Annotated in this window: 22 protein-coding genes; 19 read left to right on the forward strand and 3 right to left on the reverse strand. The window is 29.2% G+C overall.

Annotation, left to right across the window (positions count from 1 at the left end; translation table 11 throughout):
• The first annotated feature begins 158 nt into the window (after window positions 1-158).
• The 4 genes from ACN5J4_RS11140 (at window position 159) to ACN5J4_RS11155 (ending at window position 6,234) form a co-directional block, all read left to right on the forward strand.
• Window positions 159-1,679: an alkaline phosphatase PhoX gene (locus ACN5J4_RS11140; protein ID WP_418650060.1), complete on the forward strand. Its 1,521-nt coding sequence runs from the start codon at window positions 159-161 to the stop codon at window positions 1,677-1,679.
• Between the two features lie 2 nt (window positions 1,680-1,681).
• The gene (locus ACN5J4_RS11145) at window positions 1,682-3,472 is read left to right on the forward strand and encodes a cytochrome-c peroxidase (RefSeq protein WP_418650061.1); all 1,791 of its coding nucleotides are present in this window, start codon (window positions 1,682-1,684) and stop codon (window positions 3,470-3,472) included.
• Window positions 3,473-3,685: 213 nt separating this feature from the next.
• The gene (locus ACN5J4_RS11150; RefSeq protein WP_418650062.1) at window positions 3,686-5,017 is read left to right on the forward strand and encodes a saccharopine dehydrogenase C-terminal domain-containing protein; all 1,332 of its coding nucleotides are present in this window, start codon (window positions 3,686-3,688) and stop codon (window positions 5,015-5,017) included.
• Between the two features lie 5 nt (window positions 5,018-5,022).
• Window positions 5,023-6,234 carry an NAD(P)-dependent oxidoreductase gene (locus ACN5J4_RS11155; RefSeq protein ID WP_418650063.1) on the forward strand — a complete coding sequence of 404 codons (1,212 nt, stop codon included), beginning with the start codon at window positions 5,023-5,025 and terminating at the stop codon, window positions 6,232-6,234.
• A 43-nt stretch (window positions 6,235-6,277) separates the two neighbouring features.
• Here ACN5J4_RS11155 and ACN5J4_RS11160 read toward each other — a convergent pair whose 3' ends face one another.
• Window positions 6,278-7,054, reverse strand: coding sequence for a sulfite exporter TauE/SafE family protein (locus ACN5J4_RS11160; RefSeq protein ID WP_418650064.1), 777 nt, complete (start codon window positions 7,052-7,054; stop codon window positions 6,278-6,280).
• Between the two features lie 52 nt (window positions 7,055-7,106).
• Here ACN5J4_RS11160 and acs point away from each other — a divergent pair, with 52 nt between their 5' ends.
• The 13 genes from acs (at window position 7,107) to ACN5J4_RS11225 (ending at window position 20,713) form a co-directional block, all read left to right on the forward strand.
• Window positions 7,107-9,014 (forward strand): acetate--CoA ligase, encoded by a 1,908-nt coding sequence (gene acs, locus ACN5J4_RS11165; protein WP_418650065.1) that lies wholly within the window; start codon window positions 7,107-7,109, stop codon window positions 9,012-9,014.
• A gap of 76 nt (window positions 9,015-9,090) precedes the next feature.
• A complete protein-coding gene (locus tag ACN5J4_RS11170; RefSeq protein ID WP_418650066.1) occupies window positions 9,091-10,221 on the forward strand; it encodes a sensor histidine kinase in 1,131 nt (376 codons plus the stop codon).
• A gap of 18 nt (window positions 10,222-10,239) precedes the next feature.
• The gene (locus ACN5J4_RS11175) at window positions 10,240-11,568 is read left to right on the forward strand and encodes a sigma-54-dependent transcriptional regulator (protein WP_418650067.1); all 1,329 of its coding nucleotides are present in this window, start codon (window positions 10,240-10,242) and stop codon (window positions 11,566-11,568) included.
• 174 nt (window positions 11,569-11,742) lie between these two features.
• Complete coding sequence (locus ACN5J4_RS11180; RefSeq protein ID WP_418650068.1) at window positions 11,743-11,946, forward strand: hypothetical protein; 204 nt, start codon at window positions 11,743-11,745, stop codon at window positions 11,944-11,946.
• 8 nt (window positions 11,947-11,954) lie between these two features.
• A complete protein-coding gene (locus tag ACN5J4_RS11185; protein WP_418650069.1) occupies window positions 11,955-13,250 on the forward strand; it encodes a Glu/Leu/Phe/Val family dehydrogenase in 1,296 nt (431 codons plus the stop codon).
• An 11-nt stretch (window positions 13,251-13,261) separates the two neighbouring features.
• The gene (locus ACN5J4_RS11190) at window positions 13,262-13,663 is read left to right on the forward strand and encodes a GreA/GreB family elongation factor (protein WP_418650070.1); all 402 of its coding nucleotides are present in this window, start codon (window positions 13,262-13,264) and stop codon (window positions 13,661-13,663) included.
• A 4-nt stretch (window positions 13,664-13,667) separates the two neighbouring features.
• A complete protein-coding gene (locus ACN5J4_RS11195) occupies window positions 13,668-14,048 on the forward strand; it encodes a hypothetical protein (RefSeq protein ID WP_418650071.1) in 381 nt (126 codons plus the stop codon).
• Window positions 14,049-14,283: 235 nt separating this feature from the next.
• Entirely contained in the window at window positions 14,284-14,856 is a 573-nt protein-coding gene (locus ACN5J4_RS11200) for a Crp/Fnr family transcriptional regulator (RefSeq protein ID WP_418651169.1), read from the forward strand.
• A 59-nt stretch (window positions 14,857-14,915) separates the two neighbouring features.
• Entirely contained in the window at window positions 14,916-15,641 is a 726-nt protein-coding gene (locus ACN5J4_RS11205; RefSeq protein ID WP_418650072.1) for an acyl-CoA desaturase, read from the forward strand.
• A 149-nt stretch (window positions 15,642-15,790) separates the two neighbouring features.
• Window positions 15,791-17,566 carry an ABC transporter ATP-binding protein gene (locus tag ACN5J4_RS11210; RefSeq protein WP_418650073.1) on the forward strand — a complete coding sequence of 592 codons (1,776 nt, stop codon included), beginning with the start codon at window positions 15,791-15,793 and terminating at the stop codon, window positions 17,564-17,566.
• Window positions 17,567-17,698: 132 nt separating this feature from the next.
• Window positions 17,699-18,463 carry a hypothetical protein gene (locus ACN5J4_RS11215; protein ID WP_418650074.1) on the forward strand — a complete coding sequence of 255 codons (765 nt, stop codon included), beginning with the start codon at window positions 17,699-17,701 and terminating at the stop codon, window positions 18,461-18,463.
• A gap of 111 nt (window positions 18,464-18,574) precedes the next feature.
• Window positions 18,575-20,233, forward strand: a complete 1,659-nt coding sequence (locus ACN5J4_RS11220; protein ID WP_418650075.1) for a sodium:solute symporter — start codon at window positions 18,575-18,577, stop codon at window positions 20,231-20,233.
• Window positions 20,234-20,713, forward strand: coding sequence for a GNAT family N-acetyltransferase (locus tag ACN5J4_RS11225; protein WP_418650076.1), 480 nt, complete (start codon window positions 20,234-20,236; stop codon window positions 20,711-20,713).
• Window positions 20,714-20,725: 12 nt separating this feature from the next.
• Here ACN5J4_RS11225 and ACN5J4_RS11230 read toward each other — a convergent pair whose 3' ends face one another.
• Together ACN5J4_RS11230 and ACN5J4_RS11235 are read right to left on the reverse strand one after the other, a co-directional pair.
• The gene (locus tag ACN5J4_RS11230) at window positions 20,726-21,910 is read right to left on the reverse strand and encodes an NAD(P)/FAD-dependent oxidoreductase (protein WP_418650077.1); all 1,185 of its coding nucleotides are present in this window, start codon (window positions 21,908-21,910) and stop codon (window positions 20,726-20,728) included.
• Window positions 21,911-22,194: 284 nt separating this feature from the next.
• On the reverse strand, window positions 22,195-23,034 hold the full coding sequence (locus tag ACN5J4_RS11235) for a DUF2911 domain-containing protein (RefSeq protein ID WP_418650078.1): 840 nt from the start codon (window positions 23,032-23,034) through the stop codon (window positions 22,195-22,197).
• A gap of 106 nt (window positions 23,035-23,140) precedes the next feature.
• On the opposite strand from ACN5J4_RS11235, the gene ACN5J4_RS11240 reads away from it, so the two are divergent.
• Window positions 23,141-23,809, forward strand: a complete 669-nt coding sequence (locus ACN5J4_RS11240; RefSeq protein WP_418650079.1) for an MIP/aquaporin family protein — start codon at window positions 23,141-23,143, stop codon at window positions 23,807-23,809.
• Window positions 23,793-24,563: an NAD-dependent epimerase/dehydratase family protein gene (locus ACN5J4_RS11245; protein ID WP_418650080.1), complete on the forward strand. Its 771-nt coding sequence runs from the start codon at window positions 23,793-23,795 to the stop codon at window positions 24,561-24,563. The genes ACN5J4_RS11240 and ACN5J4_RS11245 overlap by 17 nt, the downstream gene beginning before the upstream one ends.
• The last annotated feature ends 8 nt before the right edge of the window (window positions 24,564-24,571 follow it).

Consider the following 24,571-nt stretch of genomic DNA (forward strand, 5'->3'; position numbering starts at 1 on the left):
ACTAATTAGTACACCTTTTTTATTTAGATTCAATCTAATTATTTAACTTCTCTTAATAAAATTTACATTTTAATGATATGTTATTAAAACAATACTGTAGTAAGTTTTACAAAGCCGCCTTTAATTTGTCATATCTAAAAAACTAAAAGATAATTACAATGAAAAACTTAAAATTAAGCTTGTTGGCTTTATTAGCAATTTCTATTAGTATTACTACACTTACATCATGTGAAGATGGTGTTGACGGAACAGATGGTATAAACGGTACTGATGGTACTAACGGAACCGACGGAGATAATGGTTCTAATGCCTTAACTTATTTAACAGCCTCTAAAACACCAAACTTTTTAAAAGTAACAAGTGATTTTATTGGGTTAAAAATAACACCATTATTATCATCAGAAGATGTTATACCTAACTCACCAAGTTTTGTATACGGTTCTATGGCAGATGGTGCAGGGTTATTACCAGAGGCAGATGGTACTTTTACATTAATTAATAATATTGAAGCAGATTATTCTATTGCTCGAATTAAATTGAATGAAAATTTAAGACCAGTATCAGCAGAATATATTTTAAATGCAACAGCAACTGGTGAAACAGCACAATGTTCAGGATCTATGATTTCACCTACAGAGCATGGCTTTGGACCTTTATATTTATCAGGTGGTGAATGGGGTGGCGCTTCAAAAGGTGTTTTTGTAACCGACCCATACAAATCTGCAGATGCAGCTAGTACAGGAAAAATGTTAACAGCAATGGGGCAATGGTCTACAGAAAATGCTGTAGTTATAGGTAAAGATGCTTATGCTGATAAAACAGTTGCTTTTATTGGTGATGATAATGCTGATAATAATGTGCCATCAGGACAATTAGGAATGTATGTAGGTAATAGAGGAGATTTAGAAGGAGGTAAACTATATGGTTTAAAAGTTACTACCCCTGGTGTAGCATATGAGGTAGATATGACTGAAGGAACTCAGTATGATGTTGAGTTTGTTGAGTTAGAGGAGAAAGAAATAAATGCTTTAGATGCTGAATGTAAAGTAAAAGGTGTTATGGGATTCTCTAGATTAGAGGATATTGATTGGAGAAGAGGTTCTGCGGCAAATAACAGAGAAATTTATTTCGCAGTCACAGGTCGTAACAAGCCAGGTTTAGTAGGGAAAGGATCTATTTTAGGACGTGTTTATAAAGTAGTGTTAAATGATACAGATCCAACAGGTGCAGCAAAAATAACTTGTGTGTTAGATGGTGACAAGGTTGGAGGAAAAGCAGATGGTTTTCACTCTCCAGATAATATTTTAGTTACAGAAAACTATGCATATATTCAAGAAGATCCTAACGGATATGCTTCAGAAAACCCAAATATTATTGGATATTCTAAATTATATCAATATAATTTATCAACAGGAGCTATTAAAACAGTTTTAGAATGTGATCAAGAAAGAGGTGAAACTTTAGGGTATGGAAAAGCTTCTAGATATTGGGAAATTACAGGAATGATAGATGTAACAGATATTGTAAATAATGGTAAAAACTCATTTTTAGTAATTACTCAAAACCATGGGTGGGAACCGGCAGACGGAACATCATTTACAGACCCTACTGCAAATGCTAATTTAGCAAATGCTAAAGAAGGATCAGTTTTACACTTAATTACAGGATTAGAAAGATAAAAATGAAAGACGTATTCAGTCAAGCTAAGACATACCTTCGTGTATGTCTTTTGCTTTTACTAGTAGCTTGTAATAAACAACCAGAAAAATATCAATCAATTAACAAGGTTTCTAATAAAGTAAAACAAGTATATAGTAAGCAGCTTTCTAACGCTATTGATAATTTAGATAGCATGGAGGGTAAATCAATAGAAGAACAAAAAAAATATTATGTGTTAGCACGTAAATATTTTAAATTCTTAGAACCAATTTTAGCATTTACAGATAAAGACAATTATAAATCATTAAACGCACCAAACATTATTAGCGTTAAAGGAGAGGCAAGTAACGATACTAAAATTATACACCCCATAGGCTTTCAAGTAATAGAAGAAGCTATTCATGAAAAAAATATTGATAAAGCTGTTTTAAAAAGAGCCATTGAAGTTACAAGTAGTCGCTTAAAATTAATACGAAAAAATGTTACACTTACCTTAAAAGAACACCATGTTATGTGGTTGATTAGAGATCAAATTACAAGAATAGCTACTACAGGTATTACAGGCTTTGATTCGCCAGTTTTAAATCAATCATTATTAGAAAGTTCATATACATATGAAACAGTTTTGAGTATTATTGAAGTATATAAACATAAATTTACAAACAAAAAGTTATTCATAAAATTTAAAGAAGCTATAAAAAATGCTCAAAAAAATTTAATGCATGATTTTAATACTTTTGATAGATTTAATTTTATAAAAACACACACTAATCCTCAGTTAAAATTATTACTAGAAATTCAGAATGACTGGAAGGTGAAATACCCTTTTGAAATGGCATTATCAAATAATATGGCTACACTTTTTTCTGATAAAACATTAAATTTAAATTATTTTTCTGATCATCTAAGTGATACCACTGAACTAGCAGAAAAAATAATTTTTGGAAAACAATTATTTAATGATCCATCTCTTTCAAAAAATTATGATATGGCTTGTGCAACTTGTCATGTAAAAGATTTAGCTTTTACCGATGGTAGAAAAAAGTTTAATCAAGCGCAACAACGAAACACACCAACATTAACATATGCATCGTATCAAAGAGATTTTTTTATGGATGCTAGAGCAGGTAGTTTAGAAGGGCAAGTTGTAGGGGTTGTTGAAAATCACAATGAGTTTAATATGTCTATGGATTCGGTGGTGCAACGAGTACTAAAAAACAAAAAGTATAAAAAATTATTAGCAGGTTTATATCAAAACAAAAGGGTTGATTTTAATATAAGGCACGCCATTGCTTCATATATAAGAACATTAAACATGTTTAACTCAAAATTTGATAAAAATATACGAGAAGAAGAAGAAACCTTAACTGCAGATGAAAAGAAAGGGTTTAATTTATTTATGGGAAAAGCATTATGCGCAACCTGTCATTTTGCACCTGTTTTTAACGGAACAGTACCACCAAATTATAATGATACAGAGCTTGAATTTATAGGGGTTCCAGAATCTATAAACACTATAAATCCTAAAATTTCTATGGATTTAGGGCGTTATAATTTATATAAAACAGCAGAGCGTAAACATTTTTTTAAAACACCAACTGTTAGAAATATTGCTAAAACAGCTCCATATATGCACAATGGTGTTTATAAAACATTAGAAGAGGTTATGGATTTTTATAATAACGGTGGTGGAGCAGGTTTAGGGTTTGATACTGAATATCAAACTTTACCTTTTGATAGTTTAAGTTTATCAAAAAAAGAAATATCTCAGATTATTGATTTTATGAATACATTAACAGACGAAACTTATTAGAATAAAAATGTAATTTTATAACAAATAAAGGCAACCAGTGTATCGGTTGCCTTTGTTTGTTATATGTTTAATTTTCTATAACTAATAACCTTAAAATTATTGGAATTTTACAAATGTTTAAAATAAGACAAAAAACAGTTTTCTGTGAATTACGCTGTTTTTTTTAAATTAAGTTAAATGTAATGTTAGGTTTGTGCTATAAAATTAAAATAAATGAAAAAAATACTAATGTTTGGAGCAGGATTATCTGCCACAACACTTATTAAATATTTATTAGATAATGCTCAAGCACAGCATTGGAAATTACAAATAGCTTCTAGAACAAAAGCTACAGCAGAAGCTAAAATAAATAAGCATCCTTTTGGTGAAGCTATTGGTTTAGATGTAGTAAATGATGCAGAAGGAAGAAGAAAATGGATTGCTGATGCTGATATAGTGATATCAATGTTACCTGCAGCCTTACATATGTTAATTGCTAATGATTGTTTATCAGCTAATAAAAACTTAGTAACAGCTTCTTATGTTTCGCCAGAAATACTTGCTTTAGATGAAAAGGTTAAAGATGCTGGAATTATTTTTATGAATGAAGTAGGAGTAGACCCAGGAATTGACCATATGTCTGCAATGAAAATTATAGACTCAATAAAAAATCAAGGAGGAACTATAGATACATTTAAATCGTACTGCGGGGGTTTAATGGCTCCAGGATATGATAATAACCCTTGGAAATATAAATTCACTTGGAATCCCAGAAATGTGGTAATGGCAGGTACTGCAGGAGCATTTTTTTTAGAAGATGGTAAAGAAACTACATATACTTATGCTAATTTATATGAAAATACAGAACAAGTTGAGGTGTTAAACTATGGTAAGTTTGATGCATATGGAAATAGAGACTCTGTAATTTATAAAGAAATTTATGGCTTAGAAGGTATTTCTAATTTGTATAGAGCAACCCTAAGAAATGAAGGCTATACAGATGCTTGGAATATTTTATTACAATTAGGTTTTACTGATGATCAGAAAAAATATAATGTAAAAGATACTACTTTTGCCGATTTTACAGCACAATTTGTAAATAAAGAGGGTTCTTGGAAACAAAGAATAGAATCAGTTTTAAATAAAGAAATCTCTGAAATTTCATTTGCTAAAATTGAATGGTTAGAAATTTTTAGTGATGCTATTATAGGAGGAGAAGATAAAACTGCAGCTCAGGTATTAGAACAAGCAATGGTTGCTAAAATGAGTTTAGAAGAAGGAGATAAAGATATGTTAGTAATGCATCATTACTTTAAATATATATTAAATGGAGAATCTAGAGAGGTAACTTCTTCTATGGTATATATTGGCGAAGGAAATGAGCATACCGCAATGTCTAAAACTGTTGGTTTACCTACCGCAATTGCTGTTAAAAATATTTTAAACGGAAATATTTCTTTAACGGGAATTCAAGTGCCAAATGTAAAAGAAATTTATGAACCAATTCTAAATGAATTAGAGGAGTACGGAATTAAATTTATTGAAAAAGAAACTGTTTTAGCTTAATTAATATGAACATAAAAATAGGAATATTAAGAGAAGAAAAAACACCACCAGATAGAAGAGTACCTTTTACACCAGAACAAGTAGCTGAAATCATAGCTACTTATTCAACCGTAAAAGTAGTTGTACAGCCTAGTGAAATTCGCTGTTTTAAGGATGAAGAATATGTTGCTAAAGGTGTTGTTTTACAAGAAGATTTATCGGATTGTGATATTATTTTTGGAGTAAAAGAAGTACCTGTACAAAATTTAATCCCGAATAAAAGATATTTTTTCTTTTCGCATACACATAAACTACAGCCTTACAATAAAAAGCTAATACAGGCTATTTTAGAAAATAAAATAACACATACAGATTATGAATGTTTAGTTCAGCCAAATGGCGCAAGAATTATAGGTTTTGGTAGGTATGCAGGTATTGTTGGAGCATATAATGGTTTAAAAACATTTGGTGAACGAACTCGAAATTATCAATTAAAACCAGCAACTTCTTGTACAGATTTACAAGACATGATAGCGCAATTAAAGTTGTTGCAATTAAATAAGGTTAAAATTGTTTTAACAGGGTCAGGAAGAGTTGCAAAAGGAGCTAATGAAATTTTAGAAGCTGCAAAAATAAGAAAAGTAGCTACTGATGAATATTTAACTCAAACATTTAATGAAGCTGTATATTGCTGGATTGATGCAGATGAATATACAGAGCGTAAAGATGGAGCTGATTTTGATTTTAATCACTTTTTTGAAAATGGAACAGAATATCAATCTACTTTTAAAAGATTTACTGAAGTATCAGATTTATTTATAGCTGGGCATTATTGGGATAATTCATCACCTGTGTTTTTTACAAAAGAACAAGCTGCTTCAGAAGATTTTAAAATAAGAGTAATTGCTGATATTAGTTGTGATATTGCATGTGCAGTACCATCAACATTAAGACCTTCTACTATTGCAGATCCTGTATACGATTATGATAGAATAACAGGAGAAGAAGTTGAGAAATATTCAAATGAGAACAACATATCTGTTATGGCAGTAGATAATTTGCCTTGCGAATTACCTGTAGATGCTTCTCAAGGTTTTGGAAAGCTTTTAATTGAGCAAATACTACCTTTATTAGTAGATGGAGATAAAGATGATATTCTAAAAAAAGCAACTTTTACCACATCAGAAGGAAAATTAGCATCAAAATATAGCTATATGCAAACTTTTGTAAATTCTTAATTAAAAATAGAATAAGGGAACCCTTAATAAGGTTCTCTTTTTTTTATACATAATTCCATAATATTTTTATAGCAACAAAGGCAATCAAAATAGCAGTTGCCTTTTTTAATTGAATAGGATTTAAAAATTTATAACTCAATCTACTTCCTATTTGTCCACCTAAAAAAACAGTAAACAGTAAAATAGTTGTTAAATTATAATTAATAGAAAACTCAGGATTTAAATATTGGCCTGCTAAACCGGCAATAGAATTAACTAAAATAAATAAACTAGCAGTAGCAGCAATTTTTTTAGAACTATCCCAATTTGTTAAATGTAGTAAAGGTGCTAGAAAAATACCACCACCAACACCCACCATTCCTGAAATAAAACCAATAAAACTACCATAACCTGCATTTTTTAAAAAAAATAAGGCTACTGGTTTTTTATTAGAGGCATTGTTTTTTTTAGATACCCACATAGTAATTGAAGCAAATAAAAGTGTTAAACCTAGTAATATAAAAAAAAAAGTTTGACTAATTTTTAAATAGCCGCCAATAAAAGCAAAAGGAATACTAAATAATACAAGAGGTATAACTTTTTTAAAATTATACGCTTTTTGTTGCTCAAAGTAAAAAAAGTTACCCGTAACTACCATAATATTACAAAGTAATGAAGTAGCTCTAATTTGAGTAAAAATTAATCCTGTTAGCGCTAATACAGCTAAATAGCTTGAACCACCACCAAAACCAACTGAAGAGTATAAAATAGCTATTATAAAAAATAGTACAATAATGTGCCAATTAGTATTTAATAGCAATATAATTTCTTGAAAATTCATAAAGCAAATATAATTTTCTATTTTTAGATAATCTTTAGAAAAAAAGTCAATAATGAGTAATTATCATATTAAAAATTTAGAAGAATATTATCAAGTTTATAGAAAGTCAATAAGTGAGCCAGAAAATTTTTGGGAAGAAATAGCAGAAGAACATTTTATGTGGCGAAAAAAATGGAATTCTGTTTTAAAGTATGACTTTTCAAAACCCGAAATAAAATGGTTTGAAGGTGCTCAATTAAATATAACAGAAAACTGTATAGACAGGCATTTACAAACTAGAGGTGCTAAAACAGCAATTTTATTTGAACCTAATAATCCTAACGAAAAAGCAATACATATTTCATATACTGAATTGCATAAGCAGGTATGTAAATTAGCTAATGTTTTAAAAGATAATGGTATAAAAAAAGGAGATAGAGTTTGTATTTATTTACCAATGATTCCTGAATTAGTTATTTCTGTATTAGCTTGTGCTAGAATAGGAGCAGTACATTCAGTTGTATTTGCAGGCTTTTCAGCAACAGCACTATCAACCAGAATAAATGATTGTGAAGCTAAAATGGTAATAACTTCAGACGGTTCTTTTCGAGGAGCAAAAATAATTGATTTAAAAGGTATTGTAGATGAAGCTTTACAAGATTGTAAAAGTATAGCAACTGTATTAGTAGTAAACAGAACTAATGCAAACATAGTAATGAAAAACGGACGAGATAAGTGGTTACAGCCTTTATTAAACGTTGCATCAGAAATTTGTGAACCAGAAATTATGAATGCTGAAGATCCGTTATTTATTTTATATACCTCAGGGTCAACAGGTACACCAAAAGGAATGTTACATACCACGGCAGGTTATATGGTGTATACCGCTTATACATTCAAAAATATATTTAATTATAAAGAAAATGATGTATACTGGTGTACTGCCGATATTGGTTGGATTACAGGTCATAGTTACATTGTATATGGCCCTTTAGCAAATGGAGCAACTACCGTTTTATTTGAAGGGGTACCAAGTTACCCTGACTTTGGACGTTTTTGGGAAATTATTGAAAAGCATAAGGTAAATCAATTATATACTGCACCAACTGCTATAAGAGCCTTAGCAAAAGAGAAATTAGAATTTGTTGATACGCATAATTTATCTTCTTTAAAAGTTTTAGGAAGTGTTGGTGAACCAATTAATGAAGAAGCATGGCATTGGTATAATGATAATATAGGAAAGAAAAAAAATCCGATAGTAGATACTTGGTGGCAAACAGAAACAGGCGGAATTATGATTACTCCAATACCTTATGTAACACCAACAAAACCAACTTATGCAACATTACCTTTTATAGGTATTCAGCCCGTATTAATGGATGAAAATGGATTAGAATTAAAAGGAAATCAAGTGGATGGACGTTTATGTATTAAATTTCCGTGGCCAAGTATAGCTAGAACTATTTGGGGAAATCATCAGCGTTATAAGGAAACCTATTTTTCAGCCTTTAAAGATAAATATTTTACAGGAGATGGGGCTTTAAGAGATGAGGTTGGTTATTATCGAATTACAGGTAGGGTAGATGATGTAATTATAGTTTCTGGGCATAATTTAGGAACAGCACCAATTGAAGATGCTATAAATGAACATCCTGCGGTAGCAGAAAGTGCTATTGTAGGTTTTCCTCACACTATAAAAGGAAATGCTTTATATGGTTATGTTATTTTAAAAGATGTTGGTGAGGGTAGAGATCATAACAATTTGCGTAAAGAAATAAATCAGATTATAACAGAGCATATTGGGCCAATAGCCAAGCTTAATAAAATTCAGTTTACACTAGGGTTACCAAAAACAAGATCAGGTAAAATTATGCGTCGTATTTTACGTAAAATAGCACATAATGAATTAGATAATTTAGGTGATGTTTCTACTTTACTAAACCCTGAAGTAGTACAAAATATTATAGATAACAGATTGTAACTAGACCTGAGTTTGGTTATTTGAAGTATAATAGTTTTTTTATAGTTAAATTTGTTGCTAGTTATATGGTACAATTATGATAGAAATAATATCTACAGAAGAAAAACTGAAAGAGCGCATAAAGGAGTTAACCTGCTTATATAACGTTAGCTCTTTAATTAGAAGTAACAACTTTACTAATATTAAAGCTCTACTAAAAGGAATTGCACTAAATGTAGTAACAGCAATTCGATATCCTGATGCAGCTTTTGTAGAAATAGAAACAAATGAAAATAATGTTGTAGCCGGAGAAACAAACTTAGAAGCTATTTTTATTGTCGAAGCCATAAAAGTATTTGGTGAAATATATGGCTCTATAAAAGTAGGATATTCAAGGATAGAATTTTCTCAAAACGCTTTTTTAGAAGAAGAAAAATTATTATTGAATAAAGTAGCTTCTGAAATAGGTGATTTTTTTGAGCGAAAGCAAATTAAAGAAAGAGCTATTTTAGCTAAACGGCAAATAGAGCGAGTAGATAGGTTATCTATATTAGGAGAAATAACAGCAGGAATAGCACACGAATTAAATACTCCATTAGCTAATATTTTAGGTTTTACAGAATTGTTACAAGAGCGTTTAAAAGATGATAAAGTAGGAACAAAAGATTTAAAAAAAGTAATAAATAGTGCAATTTATTCTAGAGAGGTAGTAAAAAAATTAATGTTTTTTTCATGTGAAATGCCTCAGCAAAAAGAAATAATAAATTGTGTACCTGTAATAAAGGAAGCTATTAGTTTATTAGGACCCAATTTTAGAAAAAAAAATATTAAAGCACAATTATATTTCAATAAAAAAAATATACAGATAAAAGTTGATAAAATTCAATTAACCCAAGTAATTTTTAATCTGGTTATAAATGCTATTTATTTTTCACCCATTAGTGGTGTGATTAAAATTAGTATTGAAAAAACAAAAAAAAATATAAAATTAAAAATATCAGATCAAGGAACAGGTATTTCACAAACAGTAGCAGAAAATATTTTTAATCCATTTTTTACAACAAAACCAACAGGTGAAGGATCAGGTTTAGGATTAAGTGTTGTTCACGGAATTGTGAAAAGTCACAAAGGTAGTATAAAGTATAAATCTAATAAACCAACAGGGGTTACTTTTATAATATGTTTTCCAACAGAAGTAAATGAAATTATATCATTACAAAAGTTGTAAATTTTAAAAAAATAACGAATGCTAGAAAAAGAAAATATTTTAATTGTTGATGACGATATTCATATTCTTGAATTAATACAGCGTCATTTACAATCCTTAAATTATCACACGTATAAGGCTATTTCTGTAAAGGAAGCATTGCAAATATTAAAAGATCAATCGATAGACTTGTTAATTACCGATTTGCAAATGCCAGGAGTAGATGGTTTAGAGTTAATAAAATATACATCAGAACATTTCTCTAAAATACCAAAGTTAGTGGTAACAGGTTTTCCATCTATTGATGGAGCATTAGAAGTTATGAAATCAGGAGCTGTAGATTATATAACGAAACCGTTTACTAAGCAAGAATTAAAAAAAGCGATATTAAAATCATTAGAAAACAGTAGTAAAGAGAAAAAAAATCAAAAAAAAGAAATAGTAAAACCTATCAATACGTCTTATGGAGAAATGATAGGTACATCACCGGCCATAAAAAAAGTAACAGATATTATTGAACGTCTTAAAAATAATAAAGCAACGGTATTTATTTCAGGTGAAAGTGGTACAGGAAAAGAGTTAGTAGCAAGATCTATTCATTATATGGGTAAGTTTTCCTCAGCACCTTTTATTGCTGTAAATTGTGGAGCTATTCCTGAAAATTTATTAGAATCAGAACTTTTTGGGTACTTAAAAGGAGCTTTTACTGGAGCTGATTCTAATAGAACAGGTTTTTTTCAAGCGGCTAATAAAGGAACCTTATTTTTAGATGAAATAGGAAATGCTTCTATGGCTGTACAGTTACGTTTGTTAAGAGTTTTACAAGAAAAAGAAATTGTAAGAGTAGGCTCTCAAAAAGTAGAAAAGATAGATATTCGTGTAATTGCAGCAACTAATATTGATTTGAAAGAGTTAATTAAAAAAGGACGTTTCAGAGAGGATTTATATTACCGATTAACAGTTGTGCAAATAGAGGTTCCTACTCTAGCAGATAGAGTTTCAGATATTCCCTTGTTAATAGAAAAATTTCTTTTTAAATATGGAACTGAATATAAAGATAAATTTATAAAAATAAGCCTTGAGGCTGTTGAGGTATTACAAAGATACCATTGGCCAGGTAATATAAGAGAGTTAGAAAATGTAATTCAGCGTGCAGTAATTATGTGTGATAAATTAGTAGATTTAGAGCATTTACCTGAGTATGTGAAATATCAAATAAACTTTTTAGAGAAACAAGAATTACTATCTTTAAAAGACTATGAAAAAAACTATATAATTCAAGTTTTAGCAACAACTAATAATAATAAAACTAAAGCTGCTGAAATTTTAAAAATAGATAGAAAAACACTTCGAGAAAAACTAAAATAGAGTGGGAGTAAATTCCCCTGTTGGGTAAAAATTACTCGATAGCTTATTTTAATTATTTATTAATAAAAACGCTAATCAATTGTTAATCAGTGATTATTGCGTTTTTTTTTGTTTGTTATTATTATTTGGTATAGCTATTGCCAGTACAATAATGTAATCAAATATTATATATTTATGAATGCTTATAAAAAAAGTTTGTGTAGTACTTGTATTCATGTTGATTCTTGTGGCTTAACATCAAATAAAATTCTTATTTGGTCTTGTAGTGAGTTTGATGAACAAGAAGTATTAGAAGAGCGTGTATTTATTACAACTATTAATGATTTTGACACAATCAAACAAAAACAAAAACAAAAACAAGAATTAGCACTTATTTAATTTAAAAAATGACGTTAACATCAAAATTAAAAGAAGAAAAAGAGCCAAAGCAAGGAATGTTACAAAACGTAATGAAGCAATTTAATACGGCATCTGATTTGGTAAATTTAAATCCAAATATTAAAAAAATATTAGGAATAACAAATAACGAGTTAATTATTCATTTTCCAGTTCGTATGGATAATGGAGATGTTGAAATTTTTAAGGGATACCGAGTACAACATAATAATGCTCTTGGACCTTATAAAGGAGGATTACGATATCATCCAACCATAGATATTGATGCCGTAAAGGCATTAGCAATGTGGATGACTTGGAAAACCTCATTAGCAGGTTTACCTTACGGAGGGGCTAAAGGAGGTATTCAAATGGATCCAAAAAAATACTCACAATCAGAGCTAGAGCGTATAACAAGACGTTTTACTTTTGCTTTGGGAGATAATATAGGGCCAGAACATGATATTCCTGCTCCAGATGTAAATACAAATGCTCAAACAATGGCTTGGATTGCAGATACTTATATGTCTACAAAAGCACCTGCAGAAAGGTCAAGAAACCAACATGTTGTTACAGGTAAACCTATAGGGTCTGGAGGTTTAGAAGGTAGAGATAGAGCTACTGGTTATGGAGTATTTTTAAATATAAAATTTTGGGCAGCTCAAAAAAGTGTAAGCCTTAAAGATAAAAAATTTATTGTTCAAGGTTTTGGAAATGTTGGTTTTTGGGCAGCTCATTTTTTAGAAAAAGAAGGTGCAATAATGGTTGGTGTTCAAGATGCCTTCGGAGCTATAACTAATATGCAGGGCATTAAAGTAGAAGATTTATATGAATATGCTGAATTTAATAAAGGAAGTATTGTAGGTTTTTCAAAAACTGATGTTATTAAAAAAGAAGATTTTTTTGCTTTAGATTGTGATATATGTATACCTGCAGCTTTAGGTAATCAAATAACAAAAGAAAATCAATCAAAAATAAAAGCATTTTTAATAGCCGAAGGAGCTAATGGACCAACAACTGTTGAAGCAGAAAAGTTGCTATTAGAAAGAGGAGTAGAAATTATTCCAGATATATTATGTAATTCAGGCGGAGTTATTGGAAGTTATTTTGAATGGCTACAAAACAGAAATGGAGAGTTATGGGAGCTTGATGAAATTATGGCAAGACTTGATAAAAAAATGAAGGAAGTTTTTAATAGAGTTGTAAATATGTGCGAAAGAAGAAAGTTAGACATGAGATCTGCCGCTTATGTATTAGCAATAGAACGTATTGAAACAGCTTACATTCAACGTGGAATTTTTCCATAAATAGTATTATAATGAAATATGAAAAGTTAGTCATTGAAAAAAATGAATTTAAAATTCTTAAACAGCTTTTAAATATTGAAGAGAAACAAAAGGATACTACAACAAAAAGCCATATTTTAAAATTACGATCAGAGTTAAAAGAGGCAATTTTTCTTGAAGAAGAACAAATGTATAATGATGTGGTTAGGCTAAATTCTTTAGTAACTGTAAGCTCAGAAGACGGTAGTTGGGTAAATACTTTTCAGTTAGTAGTACCATCAAATAGTAATATAGCTAACAAAAAAATATCAATTCTTATGCCTATGGGCGCCGCAGTAATAGGCTATGCAATAGGTGATATTATTCAATGGGAATTTCCTATAGGAATAAAATTTTTAAAAATTTTAAAAGTTAAACAAGAAATAAAAAAATAATAAGATGGAATCAAATATTTATGTCGATTATGATGCTGAAACACAAATTATACAGAGTAGAAGCTTTAGAGAATTAGATATGTGGATTTCTCATGTAAATTATATAGCAGATGAATGTGATAGATTAGCTAAAATAGCATCCAATTTAATTAAAAATAAAGTGTTAAGAGATGATTTGTTATTAATGATGAAAAAAAATTCAGAACTTTTAATCAATCTTCACAAAACAAGAAATGATACAGAAAAACTAAATGAGTGTGATGACGTTGCTTGTGATTTATTTTATTTAAATAAACATGAAAAAGCAAGGTCTTTATTTTCAAAACATATTAATACTTATAGAACATTAAAAGAAGAGGTTTTTTTCAACCTTTTAAATGAATAGTTAATATAATAATTGTATTAATTTTTAGTTGATTTTTAAATAATACCGCAATAATTTTTAAATCAGGCACCATAAATGTAAGTTTATGGTGTTTTTTTATGCTTATAAAAATTAGCCTTATGCAGTAGTATTAAAAGTTTGATTATCTAGAGCATGGTGTTGTATCTTGCAAAAAAATATATAATTACTTTAACCTTTATTACTTTTACTTAATATAATGTAGTTAACCATGAGTATTGCAAATATTAGAACTTATTTAGAAAAATCATTAATGATTGATGATAGTGATTGGAATTTTTTTAGATCAAAGCTAAAACTTAGAAAAGTAAAAAAACGCACAAAAATTTTAAAAGTAGGTGAAATAGAAAATTATATATCTTTTATAGATAAAGGAATTATTCGATTTTTTATACCAAAAGAAGATACTGAAAAGGAAATTACGTTTGGTTTTTGTTTTAGTAATGAATTTGTAAGTGCTTATGATTCTTTTTTAACACAATTACCAACATTGTATGAATTAGAAACACTGACCGATGTAGTAATGTGGAGTATGTCATATAATGATTTACAAGAAGTATATAAAAAAACCAGTATAGGAAATGCTTTAGGTAGGTTATCATCAGAACGTTTATATTTAATAAAATCAAAAAGAGAACAGTCTTTATTAAATGAAACTGCAGAAGAACGTTACCTTAAATTATTTGATGAACGACCTAAGCTAATTAAAGAAATACCACTAAAGTATATTGCATCTTATATAGGGGTTACAGCCCAAGCATTGAGCCGTATTAGAAAACGAATTACTTAACTTAGGTTCATTTTTTTTGTGCTATAAAATTTAGTTCTTTGTAAACTAAATTATCAAGAATGACAATAGTAGTTTTTATTATTTTTTTATGGTATTCAGGATTGTTTTTTCAAACATTCTTTTTACATAGATATGCAGCGCATCAAACATTTACAATGTCTAAGTTTGCCGAAAAAGTATGTTTTGTACTTACTTGGGTTTTTCAGGGTTCTAATTATTTAAGTGCGTATGGTTATGGAGTTATGCACAGAATGCATCATGCGTATGCTGATACAGAGAAAGATCCACATTCACCTAAATACGATAGCAATTTATTTAAAATGATGTGGCGTACTAAAAACGTGTATCAAGATATAAATAATCAAAGAATTGAAGTTGAACCTAAATTCACCAAAAATGTACCACAATGGAAAAGTTTTGATGATTTTGCAAGTTCTAAAGTATCAAGAATAACTTGGGGAATTTTATATATCGCATTTTTTGCTTTTTTTGCAACTGCTTGGTGGCAATGGTTATTCTTGCCTGTTGCTTTTTTGATGGCACCAATACACGGAGTTATTATTAATTGGTTTGCTCATATTTACGGTTATGTGAATTTTAAGGTAAGCGATACCTCTAAAAACTTATTTCCTTTTGATTTTTTAATGATGGGAGAAGGCTATCATAATAATCATCATGCGAATGGAGGTCGTGCAAATTTTGGCGGCGTAAGATGGCATGAAGTAGATGTTACCTATTGTGTCATGATTGTTTTAGATAAGCTGCAATTTATTAAGCTTAAATAAAATTCATATAAAAAATATATTTTTAACCTTCTAGAATTTCAAGTTATTTTAAATAATAAGTTGAGGTTTTAGAAGGTTTTGTTATTATGTCATAGTATTATTCGATGGCATGTAATTTGACAATGCTATTTATATCTTCAAAAAACAATATGCAACATCAACATAAAATATCTTCAAAAAAAAACCTTAAAAAGAAAAAAAAGGTTACAATGGCTACCGCTTTTAAAACTATTATTTGGCCAAAACGAAATTTAGTATTTATAGGTTTAATATTAATTGTTTTAAGCCGATTGGCAAGTTTAGTTTTACCTTGGAAAAGTAAGGAATTGTTAGACGATGTTATTCCTAATAAAGATTATAATCAATTATACGAATTGCTGTTGATTGTCGGAATTGCTATTTTAGTACAATCAGTTACATCCTTTTTATTAACTCGAATTTTAAGTGTACAAGCACAATATTTAATATCAGAATTACGAGTAAAAGTTCAAAAGAAAGTACTGTCTTTACCAATCAGTTTTTTTGATAATACTAAATCAGGTGCCTTAGTTTCTCGAATTATGAGCGATGTAGAAGGAGTTCGTAATTTAATAGGAACAGGATTGGTACAATTAGTAGGAGGAACTATAACTGCCGTAATTTCGATGATTTTGTTAATCAGAATAAGTTTGTCGATGACAATATTTGTATTGATTCCTGTAGCTGTATTTGGTTTTGTAGCTTTAAAAGCATTTAAATATATACGACCAATATTTAAGAAAAGACGTGTAATTAATGCCGAAGTAAAAGGACGATTAACCGAAACATTAGGAGGGGTTAGAGTAATAAAAGCCTTTAATGCAGAACAACAAGAAAATGAATCTTTTGAAAAAGGTGTGGCGCTTTTATTCGAAAATGTAAAAAAAGGATTAACAGCTACAGCTATTATGACAAGTTCATCAACTTTTTTATTAGGTATTGCTTCTACAGGAATTATGGGTATTGGTGGTTATAAAATTATGACAGGTGAATTAACTGTTGGTGATTTTTTATCATTTACACTTTTACTTGGTTTTATGGTTGCTCCCATTGTACAAATGAGTAATATCGGAAGTCAATTAACAGAAGCTTTAGCGGGTTTAGACAGAACCGAAGAATTAATGAATATGGAAGCCGAAGAAGACGATGAAAATCGTGTTATTCAATTAGAAGATATTAAAGGAGAATTAGTTTTTGATAATGTTTCTTTTTCTTACGAAGCAGGAAAAGAAGTTTTAAAAGATATCAGTTTTCAAGTGCCATCAGGAACGGTAACGTCATTGGTTGGAAGTTCGGGGTCGGGAAAATCTACAATTGCAGGTTTGTCAGCTACTTTTTTAAATCCTATATCAGGAAAAATAACGATTGACAATCAAGATTTATCAAAAGTAAAATTAAGTAGCTACCGAAAAAACTTAGGTGTTGTTTTACAAGAAGAATTTTTATTTGAAGGAACTATTAGAGATAATATTTTATTTCCAAGACCAAATGCTTCAGAAGAAGAATTACAAAATGCTGTAAAAGCAGCTTACGTAAATGAATTTACAGATAGGTTTGAAGATGGATTAAATACATTAATCGGAGAAAGAGGTGTAAAACTTTCAGGAGGTCAGCGTCAACGTTTGGCAATTGCTCGGGCTATTTTAGCAAATCCGAAAATTATTATTTTAGATGAAGCAACTTCTAGTTTAGATACCGAAAGCGAAGCATTGATTCAAAAAAGTTTATCAGAATTAATAAAAGACAGAACAACAATAGTAATTGCTCACAGATTAAGTACGATTAAACAAGCGGATCAAATTTTAGTGATAGAAGCAGGGGTTATTGTTGAACGTGGTACACATGATCAATTAATAGCTAAAAAAGGAAGATATTTTGAATTGTATACGTATCAAGCAAAAATATAAGAAGTGTATTTTTTTATAATGAAAAGCATCTTTTATAAGATGCTTTTTTATTTTATGGTAATTAAAAATATGTTATGTAAGTTTACTGCAAATATTCGACTGTATTTTAAGCAAATAAATAATAATCAAAAAATGAAAAAAATACTATTACTAATAGCAATAAGCACAGTTTTTTTTGCTTGTAAAAAGGAAGCTAAAAATAAGGCGAAAAATAATATTACAGAAAATAAAAAAGCAATATCAAAATATCCTGATGCTTTAGGTGCTGTTTTTAATGCACATGGTGGTATTGATAATTGGCAAAAAATGAATACTTTATCTTTTGGATTAAATAAAGAAGAGCATACTACGGATTTGCATTCAAGAAAAACGGTTATAAATTCTACCGATTATTCATTAGGGTATGATGGTCAAAATATTTGGGTTTCAGATACAACAGCTTTCAAAAAAGATGCTAAATTTTATTATAACCTTTATTTTTATTTCTATGCGATGCCTTATGTATTGGCAGATGATGGAATAATTTATTCAGAAACTGCTCCATTAGAGTTTGAAGGAAAAAAATATCCAGGGATTAAAATATCATATAAATCAAATGTAGGCTCTTCATCTGATGATAATTATTATATGTATTATGATGCAATCACTAAAAAAATGAGTTGGTTAGGCTACACTGTTACTTCTTTTAATAAAAAATCTTCGGATAAAATTAAACTTATTCAGTATAATGATTGGGAAAAAGTTAACGGCTTTTTATTGCCTAAATCTTTAACTTGGTATCAAAACGATAGCGAAGGAAACCCAACGGTACCTACAAAAAAAGTAATCGAATTTGTATTACCACTATTAAGTGAAAAAAAATTAAACGATTCTTTTTTTGAAAAACCAGCCCCATAAATGAATTCAGATAAATATACTTGGAAAAAAGAGTACAGTGTAGTTTTATTAGCTAATATAATTTATATAGTATTATTTTATATTATAACTAATATATATACTAAGTAGCATATGCAGGTTATAGATTGGATTGTATTATTGTTAACATTATTATCTATTGTTTTTTATGGTGTTTGGAAAACAAGAGGTAATAGAAATGCCCTTGAGTATATTAAAGGAGGAAGTGACAGTAAGTGGTGGACAATTGGTTTATCAGTAATGGCAACCCAGGCAAGTGCTATTACTTTTTTATCTACACCAGGGCAAGCTTTTCATAGCGGAATGGGGTTTGTACAGTTTTACTTCGGATTGCCAATTGCTATGGTTATAATCTGTTTAGTATTTATTCCTATCTATCATCGCTTAAAAGTATATACAGCTTACGAATATTTAGAAGATCGTTTTGATAAAAAAACAAGAACTTTAACCGCTATTTTATTTTTAATTCAAAGAGGTTTAGCAGCAGGAATTACCATTTTTGCACCCGCTATTATTTTATCCGCAGTATTAGGTTGGAATTTGGTTACGCTAAATATAATCATCGGTTTTTTAGTGATTATTTACACCGTATCAGGAGGTACAAAGGCAGTAAGTGTTACTCAAAAACAACAAATGGCAGTAATATTTACAGGTATGTTTATTGCTTTTTATTTGATATTAGATTATTTGCCTGACGGAATTACATTTACAAAAGCCTTAGAAATTGCTGGGGCTTCGAATAAAATGAAAGTAATAGATTTTTCTTGGGATTTAAATAATAGATACACTGTGTGGACAGGTGTTTTAGGAGGAACTTTTTTGATGCTTTCGTATTTTGGAACGGATCAAAGTCAAGTACAACGTTATTTATCCGGAAAATCACTTCGTGAAAGTCAGTTAGGTTTAATATTTAACGGACTTTTAAAAGTACCCATGCAGTTTTTTATCTTATTGGTTGGTGTAATGGTTTTTGTTTTTTACCAATTTAATACATCACCTTTAAATTTTAATCCGAAGGCAAACGAAGCTGTTGTAAACTCAAAATATGCCGAAGAATATCAAAGTTTAAAAACAAAACACATTCTGATTGAAAATCAAAAAAAAGCCTTAATTTTTGATGGTTTAACAATTGAAAATAAAAAACAATTACAAGAACTAAACGAACAAGATAAATCGATAAAAAAACAAGCAAAAGAAGTTATTTCAAAAGCGGATACACAGGTAGAAACCAACGATAAAGATTATGTATTTATTCATTTTATATTACATAATTTACCAAAAGGATTAATAGGTTTACTATTGGCTGTAATTTTATCGGCAGCAATGTCATCAACAGCATCAGAATTAAATGCATTGGCATCAACTACTACAATTGATTTATATAAACGAAATGCCAGCAAAGAATATGACGATGCTCATTATGTTAAAATGACAAAATGGTTTACCTTAGGTTGGGGTATTTTAGCTATTTCAGTAGCTTGTGTGGCTAATTTATTTGATAATTTAATTCAGTTAGTAAATATTATCGGTTCAATTTTTTACGGAAACGTATTAGGTATATTCTTATTGGCTTTTTTCTTTAAATTTGTAAAATCGAATGCCGTTTTTATCGGAGCAATTATTACACAAATAATTATTATAGCAGTTTGGAAGCTTGATTTATTACCTTATTTATGGTTAAACGCTTTAGGTTGTGGATTAGTTATTTTATTAGCTTCTTTAATACAACCATTTTTTAATAAAAATAAATAAATGATTACAACAAGAAAAGCCACTTTAGAAGATTTACCGATTCTTCTAGAATTTGAACAAGGTATTATTAATTTCGAACGTCCTTATGATTGTACATTAAAAGAAGATAGAATATCATATTATGATATTAAAGAAATGATTTTAGCTAATGATGTAGAGGTAATTGTAGCGGTTGATATAAATGAAAATTCAGCAATCAATAATCAAATAATAGTAGGTTCAGGTTATGCTAGAATTGAAAAAGCAAAGCCATACCTTAAACATGACACCTTTGTTTATTTAGGATTTATGTTTGTAGCACCTTCTCATAGAGGAAAAAGAATTAACAAATTAGTTATTGAAGCTTTACATACTTGGGCTAAAAGTAAAAACATATTTGAATCTCGTTTAGAGGTGTATGCAAATAATAATGGCGCTGTAAAAGCTTATGAAAAATCAGGATTTAAAAGTTTAATGATACAAATGAGAGCAAGTTTATAATAATTAAAATAACTATTTTTTATTTAAATATTTAGCAACAAAAACACCCATACTAAAACAGGCTTGCAATAAATAACCTCCAGTAGGAGCATTCCAATCAAGCATTTCGCCAATACAAAAAGTATTTTTTAGTTTATTAAGCTCAAAGTTTTCGTTAAGCTCAGTTAAGGCTATTCCGCCTGTTGTAGAAATTGCTTCATTTAATGGTGCAGAATTTTCTATAACAAGTGGTAAAGCCTTTATTTTTTTAGCAAGAATTTCTTTATTTATATATTTTTCTTTTGTTAAAATAGATTTTAATAACTCAATTTGAGGCAAACTTAATTTTAAAGTTCTTTTAAGAATATCTGTAGTTCTATAATTAGAAGATGTTATTTTTTTTAAGATGTCATCAAAAGTAAACATTGGTTTTAAATCTAAATAAACAGTTGCTTTTTTATTTTCAGAAAGTAGTGATTGTATTTCAGGGCTTAAGGCGTAAATAGCATTTCCTTCTAAACCAAATTTTGTGATTACCAGTTCTCCTTTTTGAGTTTTATTTAAGCAAGAAAGAGCTATGTTTTTTAAAGGCCTCCCCTCATTTTTTAAAATAAAATCAAATTTCCAGTTTATTTGATACGCACAGTTTGCTGGTAAAAAAGGTAGAATTTTTATGTTTTTATTTGAAAAATGGGTACTCCAAGTGCCATCAGAACCTGTAATTTTCCAACTAGAGCCACCCATCGAAAAAATGGTGTAATCTGCTTTTATAATAGTTGAATCATTAAAAATTAATTCATTTTTATCGTTCCACCCTTTCCATTCGTAATTGTGTGAAAACTGAATACCTTTATCAATATTAAATTGTTTAATTTTCGATAAAACACTAATAGGTTTAATTCCTTTTTCAGGATATATACGATTACTACTTCCAATAAATGTTGGAATTCCGATACTAAGAAGCCATTTTCTTAAATCATCATTTGAAAAATTTAATAAAGCATTTTTCAAAAAAGAAGAAGGTGTGTATCTTGAAATAATTAAATCGGTAGCTTCTCCATGGCTCACATTAAACCCACCATCACCAGCAACAAGAAACTTTCTGCCTACTGATTTTTTTTTCTCATAAATAGTAACATCAAATTTAGAAGTATCTAAAAAAGATGCTGTAAACAGCGCCGATGCACCGCCACCAATAATGGCTATTGATTTTTTCATTTTGCAAAATTAACATTTGTTTTTTGAAGAAGTCTTATAAAGTTTTAAAAGAAGAAAACAGATTTTTAATTTTTTCAGAAGCAATTTCCCGCTTTCCGCACTCGCTTTTTTTATTTTTAAAAAAAGAAAAATAAAAAAGAGCTTAAACAAATGCTTCAATCGGGGCTAGGCTTATTACTAACAATTAATATTTTGTAATTTTTTTAAATTAATATATCATCAGAAAACAAAAAAACTCACAATATAAATTGCGAGTTTTAATAAATTTTGAAAAGAATATTTTTTTACATTTTAGCTAAAAACTCTTTATTCATTTTAATATAATCAGCATTTTTAGCTTTTTCAGCAGCTTTTAAAGAAGCTTTTGCCGCTTTAATAGACCCTTTTTTATCACCAGCTTTTGCTAAAATTAAAGCTTGTTGACGTAAATACCAAAAACGAGGTTTATCTTTAGTCATTGAAACGGCTTTATTAATCCATGTTTTAGCTTTGTTAATATCTTTATTTTCAGTTAAATAATATTTAGCTGCGTTAAAATAGTCGTTAGCAGTAGGGCCATTCATTACCTTATTAATACTAGCCTCTACGCCTTTGTCTGTAGGGGTATTAAATTTAACACCAACATAGGTGTTTTCCCATAACATACCTAAAACGGCTGAGTTATTAGTAATATCATCAATAGAAAAAGTAAAAGATTCTATTTTCATAGGCATTGATTCTACTTTAGCTTTTGTGGTTAAAGCAACTTTAGTATCGTCCCATTTTTTAGGTGTTCCCCAATTATTTGTATCTGTATAAAAAATTACCTCCCACGAATTTTTACCAGGTTTTGTATAAACAGCATATGTTCCTTTTTTTAAAACTTTACCATCAATGGTAACAGAATCAGTAAATGTAACTTTAGTATTTGCATTAGCGCCTGTTCTCCACAAGGTATTGAAAGGTACCAAGTCACCAAAAATAACCCTACCTCTGGTGGCAGGTCTGCAATATTCAATAGTTACATCTGTTAAACCAACAGCTTGCTCTAATTTACCAGCAGGGCTAGGGGCAGGAGTTTTTAGTTGTGCATTTGTAGTTGAAGTTATGATGGCTACAAATAAAGTTAACATTATTTTTTTCATGATAATTGATTTGTTTAATGATTGATGCTAAAATTACAAGTAATTATATCGTTAAATGTTAATGAAAACTTAAAATAAATATCAAATTTTTAGTCATATTTGCAGAATGAAAAAAAAATACCTTTCAGAATTAATAGGAACTTTTGCCTTAATATTTTGTGGCACAGGAGCAATGACAGTAAGTGAAATAACAGGAGCAGCAGATTTAACCCACACAGGTGTTGCTGTAACTTGGGGTTTAATTGTAATGGCAATGATATATTCTTTTGGAGAAATATCAGGAGCTCATTTTAATCCGGCTGTAACAATAGCCTTTGCTTATGCTAAAAAATTTTCATGGAAAGAGGTTCCAAAGTATATTATAGCACAATTAATAGGAGCGTTATTAGCAAGTTGCATGTTGTGGGTATTGTTTCCTGAAAGTGAATATTATGGAGCTACTATACCATCAGTTGCACCATGGCGTGCATTTATTTTAGAGTTATTATTATCGTTTTTTTTAATGTTAACTATTATTAATGTTTCATCAGGAAGTAAAGAAGTAGGAATCATGGCGGGTATTGCTATAGGTGGTGTAGTTTTGCTAGAAGCTATGTTTGCAGGCCCTATAACAAAAGCATCAATGAATCCAGCACGTTCTATTGCACCAGCTTTAATATCTGGTCATTTAGAACATTTATGGCTGTATATATTAGCACCTATTTTAGGCGCTTTATTGGCTGTAGTTTCATGTAAATTAGTTAAAGAAGATAATTGTTGTGATAATCAATGTTAGTATTTTAGGATGTGGGTGGTTAGGAAAACCATTAGCATTATATTTAAAGAATAAAGGATTTAATTTAAAAGGATCAACAACATCTATATCAAAGTTAGCTATTTTAAAGAAAGAAGGAATTAATTCTTTTTTAATTAATATAGACGATGATTTTAATTATAAATCTACTCACGAATTTTTAGCATCAGAAATTTTAATTATAGCTATTACTTCTAAAAATATTGAAGGTTTTAAAAAAATAGTAACAGCAATAGAAAAATCAACCATTAAAAAAGTTATTTTTATAAGCTCAACATCAGTATACCCGAGTTTAAATAAAATGATGGATGAAAATGAAACCACCTTAAATAGCCCTTTAGTAAAAATAGAAACAATTTTTAAAAATAATAAAAATTTTGAAACAACAATAATTCGTTTTGCAGGTTTATTTGGCTATGAACGAAAGCCTGGTAATTGGTTTAAAGATAGAAAAATTCCACATCCAAAAGGTTTTGTAAACATGATACATCAAGATGATTGTATTAATATTATTTACCAAATAATAAAGCAAAACGTTTTTGGTGAAGTTTTTAATGCCTGTTCAAATCATCATCCGACACGCCAAGAATATTATATAAATGCACGAAAAACAATGCAAAAAGAATCACCAATTTTTGATGATTCTTTACCTTTGGTATATAAAAAAATTAACTCACTTAAGCTTCAAAAACGTTTAAATTATAGCTTTATACACGATAATTTAATAGTAAACTAAGTTTTTAT

Source organism: Tenacibaculum aestuariivivum (assembly GCF_964507685.1).
Taxonomy (GTDB): domain Bacteria; phylum Bacteroidota; class Bacteroidia; order Flavobacteriales; family Flavobacteriaceae; genus Polaribacter; species Polaribacter aestuariivivum.